General features: G+C 32.6%; 13 protein-coding genes. All 13 read right to left on the reverse strand.

Annotation, left to right across the window (positions count from 1 at the left end; translation table 11 throughout):
* Positions 1-18 precede the first annotated feature (18 nt).
* Positions 19-831 (reverse strand): carbon monoxide dehydrogenase/acetyl-CoA synthase methytransferase subunit, encoded by an 813-nt coding sequence (gene acsE / locus I1959_RS11095; protein WP_166506006.1) that lies wholly within the window; start codon positions 829-831, stop codon positions 19-21.
* A 126-nt stretch (positions 832-957) separates the two neighbouring features.
* Positions 958-2,334 carry an acetyl-CoA decarbonylase/synthase complex subunit gamma gene (acsC, locus tag I1959_RS11100; protein WP_166506007.1) on the reverse strand — a complete coding sequence of 459 codons (1,377 nt, stop codon included), beginning with the start codon at positions 2,332-2,334 and terminating at the stop codon, positions 958-960.
* Positions 2,335-2,362: 28 nt separating this feature from the next.
* On the reverse strand, positions 2,363-3,307 hold the full coding sequence (gene acsD, locus I1959_RS11105) for an acetyl-CoA decarbonylase/synthase complex subunit delta (RefSeq protein ID WP_092923591.1): 945 nt from the start codon (positions 3,305-3,307) through the stop codon (positions 2,363-2,365).
* 19 nt (positions 3,308-3,326) lie between these two features.
* Positions 3,327-4,097, reverse strand: a complete 771-nt coding sequence (locus I1959_RS11110; RefSeq protein ID WP_092923588.1) for an ATP-binding protein — start codon at positions 4,095-4,097, stop codon at positions 3,327-3,329.
* A gap of 60 nt (positions 4,098-4,157) precedes the next feature.
* On the reverse strand, positions 4,158-5,549 hold the full coding sequence (gene lpdA / locus I1959_RS11115) for a dihydrolipoyl dehydrogenase (RefSeq protein ID WP_166506008.1): 1,392 nt from the start codon (positions 5,547-5,549) through the stop codon (positions 4,158-4,160).
* Between the two features lie 93 nt (positions 5,550-5,642).
* On the reverse strand, positions 5,643-6,524 hold the full coding sequence (locus I1959_RS11120) for a methylenetetrahydrofolate reductase (RefSeq protein WP_166506009.1): 882 nt from the start codon (positions 6,522-6,524) through the stop codon (positions 5,643-5,645).
* 32 nt (positions 6,525-6,556) lie between these two features.
* Entirely contained in the window at positions 6,557-7,234 is a 678-nt protein-coding gene (locus I1959_RS11125; RefSeq protein WP_092923580.1) for a methylenetetrahydrofolate reductase C-terminal domain-containing protein, read from the reverse strand.
* 24 nt (positions 7,235-7,258) lie between these two features.
* On the reverse strand, positions 7,259-8,131 hold the full coding sequence (locus tag I1959_RS11130; RefSeq protein ID WP_092923577.1) for a bifunctional 5,10-methylenetetrahydrofolate dehydrogenase/5,10-methenyltetrahydrofolate cyclohydrolase: 873 nt from the start codon (positions 8,129-8,131) through the stop codon (positions 7,259-7,261).
* Positions 8,132-8,198: 67 nt separating this feature from the next.
* Complete coding sequence (locus I1959_RS11135) at positions 8,199-8,831, reverse strand: cyclodeaminase/cyclohydrolase family protein (protein WP_195238309.1); 633 nt, start codon at positions 8,829-8,831, stop codon at positions 8,199-8,201.
* Between the two features lie 87 nt (positions 8,832-8,918).
* Positions 8,919-10,595, reverse strand: a complete 1,677-nt coding sequence (locus I1959_RS11140; protein ID WP_092923570.1) for a formate--tetrahydrofolate ligase — start codon at positions 10,593-10,595, stop codon at positions 8,919-8,921.
* A 136-nt stretch (positions 10,596-10,731) separates the two neighbouring features.
* Positions 10,732-11,511, reverse strand: coding sequence for an ATP-binding protein (locus tag I1959_RS11145; protein WP_092923567.1), 780 nt, complete (start codon positions 11,509-11,511; stop codon positions 10,732-10,734).
* Positions 11,512-11,726: 215 nt separating this feature from the next.
* Positions 11,727-13,649, reverse strand: a complete 1,923-nt coding sequence (cooS, locus tag I1959_RS11150) for an anaerobic carbon-monoxide dehydrogenase catalytic subunit (protein WP_092923564.1) — start codon at positions 13,647-13,649, stop codon at positions 11,727-11,729.
* A 383-nt stretch (positions 13,650-14,032) separates the two neighbouring features.
* Positions 14,033-14,944 carry a bifunctional enoyl-CoA hydratase/phosphate acetyltransferase gene (locus I1959_RS11155; protein ID WP_166506011.1) on the reverse strand — a complete coding sequence of 304 codons (912 nt, stop codon included), beginning with the start codon at positions 14,942-14,944 and terminating at the stop codon, positions 14,033-14,035.
* Between the last annotated feature and the right edge of the window lie 70 nt (positions 14,945-15,014).

Genomic DNA, 15,014 nt, shown 5'->3' on the forward strand with positions numbered 1-15,014 from the left:
TCTTATCTCTTTTCTTTATTATGCATTAAATGCAAATCCACCTTCATTAAGCTCTAAATATGAGTCAGCATATAAAGAGGCATTTCTTATTATGTCACAAGATTTTACTGTTCTCATTATTTCTTCGTCACATGGGTTTACTATAGCTGAACTAAATCCATTTGCCATTGCCATTGCAAGCCAAGTACTATCAAGTATTGGTCTAACATGCTTTGGACAACCATTAGATACGTTAGATAATCCACCTGTAGTTAATAATCCCATTTCAGTCATCATTCTTATAGATTCTAAAACGTCCATTTGTTGATCTTGCATACCTTTTATAACTAAGCATAATGGGTCAAATAACATGTCTTCTGGCTCTAATCCAGCCATTAAACCTCTTTCTAACATTTCTTGACAGTAAGCCATACGCTCATCATTATCCTTTGGTATACCTTCTTTAGCACATAAAGCTATTACTTTAGCTTGGTATTCTCCTGCTAAGTCTATTAAATCTATTCTTCCACCTGCGTCTGCAGAGTTTATTATAGCTTTACCATTTATAGGATTGTAAACTTTAAGACCTGCTTCTATAGCTTTTCTATTAGCAGTATCTAATGCTAATGGAACATTGTTAAATTCTTTTTGAAGTAATTGAACTCCCCAAGTCATTAACTCTTCTCCATCTCTTTCAGCTGGCCCTATATTAAAATCTATATAGTGAGCTCCTGCTTCTAATTGCTCTTTAGCTCTTTTAAGTATTGGCTCTGGATTTCTTTCTTCTAATGCTTTTCTTATTACTGGTGATATACAGTGTATTCTTTCCCCTATTATCATGAACTTTTCCATAGTAATTATCCCCCTTAATTAGACTCTAAAAGTCTTTTTCGTTAAATTTTATACTAGCCAATTCACTATATACCTCTATTTGAGTATATGTAGTTCATTGACTAGCATATGTTATTGATTTTAATATTACGCGTTAGCTAAAGCTTCATCTTTCTTAGCTTTGTATTCTTTTAAGAACTTTGGTAATTCCATAGATTCTTCAGGTCCTATAACTACATTCCATCCTGGTAATGCCTCTTCTATATCTCCCTTAAGAACTGCAACCTTACCTGGTATTATTAAATCTCTATTATCAGTAATTTCTGCTACATTAGATTCTTTTATGAAGTTAGCTATAGAACTTCCACTAAACTTACCAGCAGACCAAGCTGTTAATACTGAGTACCCTCCAGCATCTGGGATAGCTAAATGTACAGGAACTTTAGATCTTTCTACATCTCCCGATACTATGAAATAAGTTAAAGCGAAGTCAACAGTAACTATTACTGGAGAATTCTTATCTGGATTATTTATTGGATAAACTTTTGTTTCAACTCTCATTGGTTTTTGTGGGTCAGTGAATATGTTTTGTCTTAGAGCAAATAATGGTAATGCTTTAGAATAGTCTATATCATCTATTACGATTATAGAACCGTATTTAACTGTGAATACAGATGATAAAGCAACTTCCATATTAGGATTTTCTTTAGCTAATTTATTTGCAAATACTATTGATGGGTATCCGAATGTTCTGTCTTGTTCTTTTAATGCTATTCTTCTAACTTGAACAGCATTTGTAAATGTATCTTTTATATTTTCTCCTGTTACATCTAATATTAATTCTCTATATCCTGCAGCTTGTATAGCTTCTACTGTAGAGTACAATTCCTCTAAACTAGATGCTTTAACACCTAAAGCTAACTTATCTCCTTTAACTACATCTATCATAGCTTGATAGTTGTCTTTAGTAGCTCCGTATACTACTGGTTTTTTATCTTTTAATATTTCAACAGCTTCTTTAGCAACTTCAGCATCTTCACATACTAATATGTAAGCTAAATCTAATCCGCTATCTTTAACTCTGTTAACTACCCTTAAGAATCCTTCTTTATTTTCAAAGTATTCTATTAGAGCCATTTCAACTCTCATTTCTTCACCTATTCTTACGTAGTCAACAGCTTTCATGTTAGCAAGTTTTGCATCTACTTGCTCATCAGTCATACATTCACAGAATGCTACTGCAAATCTATTTCTATTTACTAATGTTTTTTCATGTCTAAATAATACAGTTTCTGCTCCTAATTCATATTCAGAATTTCCAGCTCCAACTTTTACACCTCTCATTAATGGTGCAGTTGCTTCTGATAATTTTGCTAATGCCTCATCAGACATATGTGGACACTTTTCTACCTCTACTGCTCCTGATGCAACTTTCATACAGAAAGCCATACAAGTTGGAAATCCACAGTCCTTACAGTTTTTCTTTGGTGTTAATTTGAATATATCTAAAGCTTTTAATGCCATGATTTTTTCCCCCTAACCTTACAATTTATTAAGCTAATGCGCTAACTAATTCTTTTATAGTTTCTACTGACTCTGGATGGCGAAGTATAACTGCATTTGATCCACCAACTAATGCACTTGCAGCAGTTGATATTTCCATTGCTATACCTCTTTTTTCTACACATCCCCAAGCTGGTTCATCTTCAACACTTGCTATAGATTCTTTAACATTCCAAGTTTCTTTTGAAACTGGAGTTATTATTGGCATTTGTAATGTTTTATCATTTTGACCAAATGCAGCAAGTCTGATTCTGTCCATAGTTGATGCAACATACTCATATCCATATCCTACAGCTGATGAACCTATGTTCATAACTATATTTTCAGATTTAACGCCTAATTGTCCTAATAATACGTTTAATTGTTTAGCTAGGTTTATATCAACTGAAGACTCAGCAGACACTTTATGACTATAAGCCATACTAGCCGCAGCCCCTACTGCCTTGTAGTTGTCTTCTGTAGCTGATAAGAATAAACAATTATGCCCATCTACTGCTTGCGCTACTTTTTCAAATAACTTAGCATCCTTTTCATGGTTTCCACATCCAGCTATAATTACTGGTACACTAACAGCCTCAACAACTTTTTTAGCTACCTCAGCACACTCTTCTGGAGTTTTATCTAATCCATTTGGATCTGCACTTTCAAGCTTTAAGCATATAAAGTCTGCTTTTGTATTTTCTTCTACATGCTTAGCCCACTTAACTGGACAATCACAAACATCTTTATACATTTCTTTAAAAGCATCGCTCCATCCTTCTGGATATATGTCAGTTATTTCTATTCCTATTTTTTGAGTATTTCCACCATTCCCATCGAAGTTATAAAATGGTAGAATATTCTCTCCACCTATTTTTATCGCTTTTTCTCCTGTCCCTATTTCTACTTCTGATATTTTACCAGAATACTTTTGAACAGACATCTTGAATGCCATAGTTTACTCCCCCTTAAGCCTATTTTAATTCTAATTTAGTTACTATATCATTTATAGCAACTTTAGCTTTTGATTCTTTTGGTAATTCTACTAAAGGTATACCATTAGAATCATATTCATATATCATTTCATCCATAGGTACTACACCTATAAGACTTAGATTATGCTTTTCAATTTCCTCTTTTATCCCATCATTTAATATTCCATTTGGAACTTTATTTACAATTAAATATATATCTGAAACACTTAGCTTTAATTCCCTAGCTAAATCTCTTATTCTAGCAACAGCTTGAACACTACGTCTAGAACAATCACTAACTAATAGCAATTTGTCTATGTGCTTAGTAGTTTTTCTACTTAAATGTTCCATTCCAGCTTCGTTATCTATAACTAAATATTCGTAAGAATCTGCTAGTTTGTCTGTTTGCTCTCTTAATATCCCATTAACATAACAATAACAACCTTCACCCTCAGATCTTCCCATTACTATTAAGTCATATCCTTCGCCTTCTGACATACAAGTATTTAATCTATATTGTAAATATTGAGCCTTAGTCATTCCTCCTGGAAAAGCATTACCTTGTTTTTCCCTTTGATTTACTTCTTCTCTTATAGACCCTATCGTATCTTCAACATCTATACCTAATACTTCATTTATGTTAGCATTAGCATCTGCATCTACAACTAATACTGGTCCTTTTTTATTACTTACTAAATTATTAATTAAAAGCCCTGTAAGACTAGTCTTACCAGTTCCACCTTTTCCTGCTACTGCTATGTTATATCCCATACCAAGATTTCCCCCTTTATTTGTCAAAACAGAGCTTTTCCCCTTTACTCTGTTTTTATCTTATGCTTTTGCTAATTTAGGAGCTGCATGAACACATTCTCCATGTACATCATGAAGAGCTTCCATTAACCCTTCTGATAATGTTGGATGTGCATGTATAACATCTCCTACTTGCTCTACTGTTAATCCTAAGTGTACTGCAAGAGATAATTCTGTTAATAGGTCTGTAGCATGAGGACCTACTATAGATGCTCCAACTATTTTGTCTTCTTTATCTGCAAGAACCTTTATAAATCCTTGGAAGTGACCCATAGCTTGAGCTTTACCTAATCCTCTAAATTCAAACTTACCAACATGATATTCTATACCTTGTTCTTCTAATTGTCTTTCTGTTTTCCCAACAGCAGCTAGCTCTGGCTCTGTATATACACATCTTGGAACTGCTGTATAATCAACAGTTTTAGATTTGCCTAAAGCGTTTTCCACAGCTACTATACCCTCTTTAGAAGCAACATGTGCTAAGAATGGTGTATCTATTAAATCACCTATTGCATATATACCTTCTATATTAGTTTGTAAGTTTTCATCTACTACAATCTTACCTCTATTAAGCTCTATACCTATTTCCTCTATTCCAGAACCTTCAAGATTTGGTTTTCTACCTATTGCCATTAAAACATATTGTGTTTTTATCTCTTTTCCATTTGAAAGTGTAGATATAACCCCATCTTCTACAACTTCACATTTCTCTACTCCACTATCTGTTAACACTTTAATTTTATCCTTTTTAAACTGTCTCTGCAACTGTTTTGCTACATCTTTATCCTCAAAAGGTAATATTTGATCTCCTCTTTGAACTATAGTTACTTCAGTTCCTAAAGCTCTTAAGAATTGACCTATTTCACAACCTATAACTCCACCACCAACGATTAACATAGACTCTGGTAATTCTTCAAGTCCTAGTACTTCGTCACTAGTTATAACTCTCTTTTTATCATATGGGAACATTGGTAAAACTACTGGAACAGAACCGTTAGCTAATATTATTTTATCAGCCTTAACTATTTCTGAGCTTCCATCTTCTTTAGTAACTTCTATAGTATTTTTATCTACTAATTTTCCGAATCCATTAACTAAGTTAACTCCTCTTTTTTCAAATAAAAATTCTATACCACCTATTAATTGGTTTACTATTTTATCTTTTCTTCCCATTATAGCTTTGAAATCTGCATTGATTTCACCATCTATATTTATTCCATAATCTTTAGCTTCTTTTATATTCATTAACATAGAAGAAGATGCTAATAATGCTTTAGTTGGTATACACCCTACATTTAAGCAAGTTCCTCCAACTCTCTTTTTCTCTATTACTGTTACTTCAGCACCAAGCATAGCTGCCTTTATTGCAGCAACGTATCCTCCTGGTCCACCACCTACAACTGCTATTTTCATATTTTTTCCCCCATTTATATCCGTTAATAAAATCTATTTATACTATGTTACTTAAGTTAGAAAACTTAAGCAACATAGCTATTTATCTATATATTATAAACCTGCAGCATCTAATATAGCTGGAACATTTTCTTCTGCTCCTATAGCCATTATGTGAACACCATCACATAAATCTTCTTCTTTTAATTGTCTTATGAACTCTCCAGCCATCTTTATACCTTCTGATACCCAATTTTCTTTTCCTGCAGCTCTTAATCTTTCTATTTGATCATCTGGAACAAATATACCAGGAACATTAGCAGTCATAAACTTAGCCATTCCTGGAGATTTTAAAGGTACTATACCAGCTAATACCTTACAATCCATATCTCTAGTTAACTTTCTAAACTCTCTCATATGTTCTATATCATATACAGCTTGAGTTTGGAAGAACTTAGCTCCAGCATTTATTTTCTTTTGCATTTTTAATAATTGTACTTCTATTGGAGCATATTCTGGAGTAACAGAAGCTCCTAAGAAAAATTCTGGTGATCCTTTTAATGCGTTACCAACTAAGTCAGTACCCTTCATTAAAGTTTCAGCAGTTTGAAGTATACCAACAGCATCTAAATCAAATACTCCTTTAGCTTGTGGATGATCTCCAACTACTGTATGGTCTCCTGTTAAAGCTAACATATTGTTTATTCCAAATACACCAGCAGATAACATTTCTCCTTGTATTGCTATTCTATTTCTATCTCTACCAGTCATTTGTATTACTGGTTCTAATCCTACATCTTTTAATAATTTACATGTAGCAAGCGAAGTAGTTCTCATAACTGCAGATTGGAAGTCTGTTACATTTGCAGCGTGAACTCTTCCTACTAATGGTTTTGCACACTCTATTAAGTGAGAAAGATCTGTACCTTTTGGTGGTGCCATTTCAGTTGTTACTGCAAACTTCCCACTTTCTAATGTTTCTCTTAATAAGCTCATGAAAAAATCCCCCTTTTAACCTTTTAAACGATCTAAGCCTCAGCTGAAGCTTCTTCTTCTTTTTTCTTTAAGTTTAAGTGTCTTGGATTGTTTTGCTTTGAATAATCCTTCATTGGTCTCATCTCAACCATATTTTCTAATTGATCTAATTCCTTTAACTTTTCATATATCATTATCCAAGCACAATCATTTTCTGGGCTAACTTCGCATTTTCCATTTTTAGCTCCACCACATGCACCATTTATTAATCCCTTAGCACATACAGTTACTGGACATATTCCTCCAGTCCATCCAAGTTCACATTCTCCACAAGCCTTACAAGACTCTTCGAATTCTCCAACTCTCTTTGTTTCCCCGATAAACATAGTGTTATTTGCTGGATATACTGGTAATTTCTTTATATTTTTAACTATGGTTTGAGTTCCATCTCCACAAGCCATAGATAAAACAGCATCAGCTTCTTTTAATTCTTCTTTTAATACTTTTAAATCCTTTTTAGATTTTAAAAGATTACATGCAGGTTCTAGTAAAGTGTATCCTAAAACAGTTTTTCCTTCTGACTCTAAAGCTTCTTTCATTTTTAAAACTTCTTCTTCTCCACCACTTTTACAAGTAGCTGCACATTCATTACATCCAACTATAACAACTTTTTGAGCTTTCTTTAAGAATCCTAAAATTTCTTGCATTGATTTATTTTCAGAAACTATCATCTCTATTCCCCCTAAAAACTTATCTTATTTGTTGTTTTGTAACTTACAAGCTTTAACTACATGCTTAGCAAGTATAGATGTAGTTACAGAACCTACTCCTGCTGGAACTGGAGTTATCATAGATACTTTATCAAGTACTGCGTTAGTATCAACATCTCCACATAAGTTTCCTTCTGCATCTACGTTTATACCAACATCTATAACAACTGCTCCTTCTTTAACGAAATCTTCTTTAACCATTCTCGCTCTACCAACAGCAGCAACTAATACATCAGCTTCAGAAGTTACTTTAGCTAAATCTTTAGTTCTTGAATGGCATATAGTAACTGTTGCATTTTCATTTAATAAAAGCATTGCAGCAGGCTTTCCAACAACCATTGATCTACCTAATACAGCTACCTTAGATCCACTTAATTCAACACCATAGTGCTTTAATATTTCAACTACTGCAGTTGGTGTACATGGAGGGAATCCAGTTTTATCTCCTTCCATAACTTTAGCAGAGTTTATTGGGCTGAAACTATCTACGTCTTTTTCTGGAGATATTATGTACTTTATAGCTTCTTCATCTAATTGCTTTGGAAGAGGTCTAAAGCATAATATACCATTAACATTTTTATCTTCATTTAATCCCTTTAATGTTTTTATGTATTCTTCTTGAGTTACATCTTCTGGTAATTCAACAACTTGAGTTTGTATTCCTATGCTTTCACATCTTTTTAATGCTCCTCTTTCGTAAGCTAAGTCACTTCCATTTGCACCTACCCTTAATATAGCTAACTTAGGATTTATACCCTCTTTAACTAATTCATTAACTTCTTTTATTAAGTTTTCACTTATTTGGTCAGCAACTGGCTTTCCTTTTATTATTTGTCCTTTTGTTATAGTTGTTTCCATGGATCCAATTCCCCCTATTAATTTATATTTATATACTTTATGTAATTCTTGATTTCTATTTAAATAATTACTTACCTAATGCTTTTTCAACTTTAGCGTAAACTTCATCACATATCTTTACGCCTTCTTCAACTAAAGTATCAACTTCATTTTTAACTTTAGCTACATATTCTTCGTCTTTTATTGAATTAATATTTATTACTACATTTAATTGGCCACTAAGTATAGCAGCTCTTAAACATTGTACTCCAACACCTACATCACTTATTGCAAGTCTTGAACCTTTATCTACTAAATCTTCATGTAATTTTATTGCATCAAAGCATACTCTTACTATATTTATTGGAACTTCGCAAGCTACCTTTAAAGCTTTCTCCATTGTTTCTTCTTTTATCTTCTTTTCTTCCTCAGTTGATGTAGGAAGACCGTAAGCTTTTGAAAGAGGTAAGAAGTTTTCTGCATCTTCATCTATCATGCTTAATAATTTCTTTTCTATATCTCCTGCTTTAGCTAAGATTTCTTTTATGCTTTCTTCATATTCAGCATATTTTTTCTTATCTATTGTTAAGTTACAAACCATGCTACCTAAAGCCATTCCTATAGCTCCAACTAGACTAGCTGCTCCTCCTCCTCCAGGTACTGCTGATTTAGAAGCTAAAACTTCTACAAATTCAACACAAGTTTTTTCTGATATTTTCATTTTCTTCCCCCTTGAATCATCTAAGGTTTTTATATGTAATCAGTAGGGTATGACTATAGTCATACTCTACTGTTTCATTCTCCTTTATTAGAATAATCCTGAGATTACTCCATTTTCATCAACATCTATTCTTTCAGCTGCTGGAACTTTTGGAAGTCCTGGCATCTTCATTATCTGCCCAGTTAAAGCAACTATAAATCCAGCACCTGCTGATACTGTTAATTGTCTAACTGTTATTCTAAATCCTGTTGGTCTTCCTAACTTAGTCTGATCATCAGTTAAAGAATATTGAGTTTTAGCCATACATATTGGCATTTTTCCGCATCCTATTTTTTCTAATTTTGCTAATTCTTTTTGAGCTTGTGGAGTAAAATCTACACCATCAGCTCCATATATCTTAGTAGCTATAGCATTTATTTTTTCTTCTATTGATAAATCATCTTCATAGCAGAATTCAAATTCATTTGGCTCGCTAGTTAATCTTATAACTTCTTTAGCTAGCTCAATTCCACCTTCTCCACCTTTTGCCCATACTTGAGATAATGCAACGTTAACACCTAGTTCTTGGCATTTAGCTCTTACTAAGTTAACTTCTGCTTCTGTATCAGTTGGGAATTCATTTATAGCCACTACTGCTGGTAATTTAAATACTTGAGTTATATTTTCAACATGCTTTAATAAGTTTGGAATTCCTCTTTCTAAAGCTTCTAAGTTTTCATTATTTAATTGATCTTTTGGTACTCCACCGTTATATTTTAATGCTCTTACTGTAGCAACTATTATAACAGCATCTGGCTTTAAGTTAGCCATTCTACATTTTATATCTAAGAATTTTTCAGCACCTAAGTCAGCACCAAATCCTCCCTCTGTTACTACATAGTCAGCAAAGTGCATAGCCATTCTTGTAGCTATAACAGAGTTACAACCATGAGCTATATTAGCAAATGGTCCACCATGTACAAATGCAGGTGTTCCTTCTAATGTTTGAACTAAATTTGGCTTTAATGCATCTTTTAATAATGCAGCCATAGCTCCATTAGCTTTTAATTGCTCAGCAGTTACAGGATCTCCATTAAAGTTGTATCCAACTATTATTCTTCCTAATCTAGCTTTTAAATCAACTATATCACTTGCTAAACAGAAAGCAGCCATTACTTCTGAAGCAACTGTTATATCAAATCCATCTTCTCTAGCTACACCATCACCTCTTGATCCTAAACCGTCAACAACATTTCTTAGTTGTCTATCGTTCATATCAACACATCTTCTCCAAGTTATGCTTCTAGAGTCTATTCCTAATTCATTTCCTTGGTGGATGTGATTATCAAGCATAGCAGCTAATAAGTTATTCGCAGCTCCTATTGCATGGAAATCTCCTGTAAAGTGTAAGTTTATATCTTCCATAGGAACAACTTGCGCATATCCTCCACCAGCTGCTCCACCTTTAACACCAAATACAGGTCCTAAAGAAGGCTCTCTTAATGCAACTAATACATTTTCTCCTAATTTAGCTAATCCATCAGCTACACCTATAGTTGTAGTAGTTTTTCCTTCTCCTGCTGGAGTTGGGTTTATAGCTGTAGTTAATATTAATTTAGCTTTTTTCCCACCATTGTCTCTTTTTAATAAGTTGTAATCTACTTTAGCTTTGTATTTACCATATAGTTCTATATCATCTTCTGATAAATTTAATTTTTTAGCTATCTCTCTTATATCTTGTGGCTTAGCTTCTTGTGCTATTTCTATATCTGATTTAAATCCCATTACTCAATCTCCTCCTACAAATTTAATAATTTTATATTTCACTATGTATGTATACCACAAAGTTAATGGTTTTAAATACATATAGTGTTTAACATAATTATTATGACACTTAAAAGTTAGATTTTTGACATTTCAGTTATATATTTTGCAATTTAACTAGATGGTTTTTAATTGCTTTTATCTGATTTTTAGTCTCTTCACTTGTGTCATATGGAGATTTGTTTGATCTATCTGCGTCTATAACATCTTGGTTATAGTATATAAATCCTAATGGTTCCCCATCCTCTAGGTTAGAGATTATGAATTCCTCGTCTTCTTTATTTCTAATTTTATTTCCTACGACAAATACTTTTTTAACTCCTATATCTTGTCCTAGCTTTTTTACTTTTCTATAGGTCTGAAGACTTCTTTCTCCAGGCTCAACAACTACTATAAATGCATCTACACTTTCAGCTGTTCCTCTCCCTAAATGTTCAATACCTGCTTCCATATCCATAACAACTACATCTTTATTTTGTAATATTAAGTGTGAACATAGCCTTTTTAGTAGTACATGTTCTGGACAAACACATCCACTACCACCAGAATCTACTGTTCCTAATGTAAGTAGCCTTACTCCATTATGTTCTTTACATAAATTTTCTGGTATGTCATCTACCTTAGGATTCATTTTAAACATTTTTCCAAATGATCCTACTGATGCAGCAGTCCTATCTGAAACAAGTTTTTTCATTTCTGAGATTGGAACTATTGACTCATAGACTTCTCTTGGAAATCCTAGTGCTAAAGCTAAGTTTGCATCTGGATCAGCATCAACTGCTAGTACTCTATATCCATCTTCTGCAAACATTCTAGATAGCATTGAAGAAAAAGTTGTTTTACCTACTCCGCCCTTACCTGTTATTGCTATTTTCATATTATACCACCTTTTGTCATTAGTTACTTTATTTTTTAATGTTTATTTCTGTTTTTCTTTATTTAAATCTGGTCAATCCCTTTGTATGTCTACATTTATTTAAATTTAATTATTTTTAGTCTTTTATTTATATTAAACGATAAGTAGATATTTGTTATATTTATATCCACTTATCGTTTTTAGACTAATAAATAATTATTACTTATTTTGCATTATTAAGCTTCAACAGTAGCTTCTTCATTCATTTTTTCTTCTACTAATTTTTCAAAATGAACACGTTTCTTTTCTATATCTTGTATTATCATTTGAGCTAATTCTTCAGGATTTTCATTTACCTTGAATGTAGCTCCTACTGAATCTTGTAATGTTTGAGTCAATATCTCAACAGTTTTGTCAGAACCAGCAACTGGAGGCATAATTCCTAAGTATGTATCTATCCCTGATGCTACAACATAAGTACCTATAGCAACAGCTTTTTCTGACATCCATTCTGGTGCTACACCTGCTACTGGAATATCACACATATCCATATCTAAGAACTTAGCAACTTCTGACACTACAGATAATATACGACTACAGTCAACACAAGAACCTAAGTGTATTACTGGAGGTATATCAACTAACTCACAAACTGTTGCAAGCCCCTTACTAGCCATACTTCTAGCTTCTTTAGTTAATAGTCCAAATTTACCAGCAGCTGAAGCACCACAACCTGTAGTAACTACAAGTATATCGTTTTTAATTAATTCTTTCATTATAGTAACATGAGCTTTATTTGAAGTACTTCTTGCATTGTTACATCCAACAACACCAACTACCCCTCTTAATACTCCTGATTTTAAGCAGTCTACTAATGGTTTAACAGTTCCCGCTTGATCTATTTGAGAGTTTACAACTCTATCTAATTGACCTATTATTGCTTGTTCACTGAATCCTACAGTTGTTGAAGATTTTAACTGTGGTATTTCAACTTTTTCTTTATCTCTATTTTTGAAGTTTAGTATAGCTTCTCTTACTATTCTCTTGGCATCATCAAGAGCTGTTTCTTCTGTGAATTCTATATAAGTTGATCCTGCTATTTTTGCCTTTGGAGATGTTGTTATGAATTTAGTGTGATAACATTCTGCGACTTTTGCTAATGCAGGGAATATACATTGAACGTCAACTATCATTGCTTCTACAGCACCTGTTACGATAGCTAACTCTTGTTGGTGGAAGTCTCCTGCAGTTCTTACACCATGTCTCATTGTAACCTCATTACCAGTACAACACATACCAGCTAAGTTTATTCCATCTGCTCCCATTTCTTTAGCTAATGCTACTAATTCTGGATCTTCAGATGCTAAAACTATCATCTCTGATAATGATGGTTCATGTCCATGTAATATTATGTTTACTTTATTATCTTCTAATACTCCTAGATTTGCTTCTGATTGTCTAACTGTTGGTGTTCCGAATAGTATATCACTGAATATAGTTCCTATCATTGATCCACCCCATCCATCTGATAATGAAGTTCTCATTGATAAGTTTATTAAACTATCTATATCAGCTGTACATCCCATATGAGTTGAGTGCATTATTGTGGCTATTTCTCTATCTATAGCTCTTGGTTCTATTGCGTATCTTTTCCATATTTCTTGTCTTTGCTTTGGAGCACGACTTAAGAAGTTTAATACTCCATGTGGTTTACCAAACTCCATTAAAGCTATATCTGCAACTTCATGAGCTATATCATATATATCTCGATCTTCAGTCTCTACTCCCCATTCTTTAGCTAAATTAACTAATTTAACTTCATCTTTTATAGTGTAGTTTCCATCTCTGCTAGATAAAGATAATGTATGAGCTATACCCCTTGCATGATCAGAGTGAGCTGCAGTCCCCGCTGCAACCATTCTAGCAAAGTTTCTACCTACTATTACATGCTCATCAGCTCCACATAATCCAAGTGGAGTTTTAGGAGTTATTCTACAAGGTCCAGCTGCACATATTCTACAACAAGTTCCTTGAAGACCAAATCCACATTGAGCCTTCATAGAAAGCTTTCTATCATACATAGTTTCTACACCATCTTTTGCAGCCTTATCTAACATAGCTTGACTGTTCAAATCGATAGTCATCATTTTTTTATCCATATTCCTATCCCCTTTTTCCTTGATTTTTAATCCTAGAGGTGATAAAAAATTATGTCCATTGTAAGACTAAAGTTATTGATTCCCTAATTTGATTATATACTAAATTTTGTTAATTTGGTATTCTTTTAAATATTTTTTTAACAAAATTAGTTTGCTCAATATAAGTTATTTTTTTATATAAAATATACTTCTTATATAAAACTTTATATAAGAAGTATATTTTATATTTTCCAAATATTATTTCTTGAAAACTATATATTAATTTAAAATTTTTATTAATTTAAATCATTTTTATTAATTTAAATCATTTTTATTAATTTAAATCATTTTTGTAAAACGTTTACCTATTTATATTATAGTATTGTTTGCATTATTTGTATATATTATTTCATGCTCTTGGCAATAAGCGCTCCATATGCTATAGAATATAACTTAGATTCATGACTATCTGCTCTTGATACCAATACTACTGGGGCTTTTGCTCCCATTATAATTCCTGCTGATTTCGCATTTGCCATATATGTAAATGATTTTCCTATTCCATTTCCAACTTCAATATTTGGAACTAGTAATATATCTGTATCTCCACTTACTTCACTTTTAAATCCTTTTATTTCACTTGATTCTTTTGATATAGCTAAATCAAACGCAAGTGGACCTTCAACTATAACACCTTCTCCAAATTTACCTTCTTTACAAGCTTCTTGTAATAGTCTAGCATCTACTGTAGCTTGCATTTTTGGATTTACTTTTTCTTTTGCTGCTAAACATGCTACCTTTATCTCATCCACACCTAAACATTTTGCCGCTTGTATTGCATTTTTTAGTATTTTTTCTTTTTGTTCATAATCTGGAGATATGTTCATTCCGCCATCTGTTAATATTAAAAGCTTATGGTAGTTTTCAAGTTGATATATCATTACATGACTAAGTAAACTCTCTGTTCTAAGTCCATACTCTTTATTGAGCACTGACTTTAATAGTATTGATGTATCAAGTAATCCCTTCATAACAAAATCAGCTTCTTGTTTAGACACTAACTCTACGGCAATCTTTGCACTTTCTTCTATACTTGGCGAGTCTATTATAGTTATACCTTCTAACTCAAAGTTTATGTCATTTGATATAGACTTTATTTTATCTGCTTGTCCTACTAATATAGGTTGTATAACTTCTTTATTAACTGCATCCTTTATAGCTAATAAAACTTCTCTATCTTCTGCTGCTGCAACTGAAAGTATTACTTTTTCTTCTTGCTTTAGTTTGTCTAACATATCGTGTAAATCTTTTATCATCTCATACTCCCCCTTGTTATATATATTTAAATAATATCACATTTAGTACTAAAATAGTTTTCTAGTAGTA

This window comes from Romboutsia sp. 1001285H_161024_C4 (genome assembly GCF_015550185.1).
In the GTDB taxonomy this organism is placed as follows: domain Bacteria; phylum Bacillota; class Clostridia; order Peptostreptococcales; family Peptostreptococcaceae; genus Romboutsia_C; species Romboutsia_C hominis.

What these genes read in the sequence shown, in the direction of transcription:
- cooS (WP_092923564.1), bottom strand. Translation starts at nt 13,649, where the DNA reads ATGGATAAAAAAATGATGACTATCGATTTGAACAGTCAAGCTATGTTA.
- I1959_RS11155 (WP_166506011.1), bottom strand. Translation starts at nt 14,944, where the DNA reads ATGATAAAAGATTTACACGATATGTTAGACAAACTAAAGCAAGAAGAA.
- acsC (WP_166506007.1), bottom strand. Translation starts at nt 2,334, where the DNA reads ATGGCATTAAAAGCTTTAGATATATTCAAATTAACACCAAAGAAAAAC.
- acsE (WP_166506006.1), bottom strand. Translation starts at nt 831, where the DNA reads ATGGAAAAGTTCATGATAATAGGGGAAAGAATACACTGTATATCACCA.
- I1959_RS11135 (WP_195238309.1), bottom strand. Translation starts at nt 8,831, where the DNA reads ATGAAAATATCAGAAAAAACTTGTGTTGAATTTGTAGAAGTTTTAGCT.
- lpdA (WP_166506008.1), bottom strand. Translation starts at nt 5,549, where the DNA reads ATGAAAATAGCAGTTGTAGGTGGTGGACCAGGAGGATACGTTGCTGCA.
- I1959_RS11120 (WP_166506009.1), bottom strand. Translation starts at nt 6,524, where the DNA reads ATGAGCTTATTAAGAGAAACATTAGAAAGTGGGAAGTTTGCAGTAACA.
- I1959_RS11125 (WP_092923580.1), bottom strand. Translation starts at nt 7,234, where the DNA reads ATGATAGTTTCTGAAAATAAATCAATGCAAGAAATTTTAGGATTCTTA.
- acsD (WP_092923591.1), bottom strand. Translation starts at nt 3,307, where the DNA reads ATGGCATTCAAGATGTCTGTTCAAAAGTATTCTGGTAAAATATCAGAA.
- I1959_RS11130 (WP_092923577.1), bottom strand. Translation starts at nt 8,131, where the DNA reads ATGGAAACAACTATAACAAAAGGACAAATAATAAAAGGAAAGCCAGTT.
- I1959_RS11140 (WP_092923570.1), bottom strand. Translation starts at nt 10,595, where the DNA reads ATGGGATTTAAATCAGATATAGAAATAGCACAAGAAGCTAAGCCACAA.
- I1959_RS11110 (WP_092923588.1), bottom strand. Translation starts at nt 4,097, where the DNA reads ATGGGATATAACATAGCAGTAGCAGGAAAAGGTGGAACTGGTAAGACT.
- I1959_RS11145 (WP_092923567.1), bottom strand. Translation starts at nt 11,511, where the DNA reads ATGAAAATAGCAATAACAGGTAAGGGCGGAGTAGGTAAAACAACTTTT.